The 691-nt window shown below is 58.6% G+C and carries 1 protein-coding gene and 1 pseudogene; one reads left to right on the forward strand and one right to left on the reverse strand.

What is annotated here, in order from left to right; genetic code table 11:
• On the forward strand, nt 1-321 hold a 321-nt coding region (locus AC0L3E_RS34580; RefSeq protein ID WP_473606907.1), incomplete at its 5' end, for a type 2 periplasmic-binding domain-containing protein.
• A 13-nt stretch (nt 322-334) separates the two neighbouring features.
• On the opposite strand, the pseudogene AC0L3E_RS34585 reads toward AC0L3E_RS34580, so the two are convergent.
• A pseudogene (locus AC0L3E_RS34585) lies at nt 335-691 on the reverse strand (TIM barrel protein); the annotation flags it as partial.

The raw sequence follows: 691 nt of genomic DNA on the forward strand, positions 1-691 counted from the left end.
ATCGAGGAGCGTTTTTTGCTTGAGCATGGCCTCAAGAGACGTGTCGAGGTTATCGTGCAGGCCTTTGGCATGATCCCGCCGATGGTCTCAGGCACAGCCCGTATAGCGACCATGCCCTCCCGGCTGGTTGAGCATTTCAAGAAAACCTTCCCACTAAAGATCATCGAACTTCCGCTGCCGCTTCCTGCATTTACCGAGGCGCTGCAATGGCCCGCCCTTCACAACAGTGATGTGGCAAGCATCTGGATGCGAGAGATATTGTTGCAGGAAGCGTCTCGAATGACTTCTCCGCCGGACGCCAAAAAGGGTCGCAAGCCCTGATTGATACCGCGTCTCACGCCGCCACTCGCGTCAATAGCCCGCGTCGGACGAGATCAATGCTCGCGGCAAGCGCGCCTGCGAGGTCGTCCTGCGGGTCGGCTGCGTCGAGAAACGGTGCGAATGAGAAGGGTCCCCCATAGCCGCCATCAAGCAGCGCCCGGATCTGGCTGCCATTGTCGGAACCGACTAGGACGCGATCGGGGTAGATCCAGTGGATCGGATCGTTCACGCTTGAAATGTGCACGAGACCAGTCAGTTCGCAGGAGAAGAATGGCTCCCCGGCGAGCGTGTGATGAAATGTGTCGTGCACGAGGCGGAAGACGGACTGGCCATCAATGGCGGCAATGGCCTTAGCCGCTTCGTTCTTCGA

The sequence above is a fragment of the Mesorhizobium sp. WSM4822 genome (genome assembly GCF_055811155.1).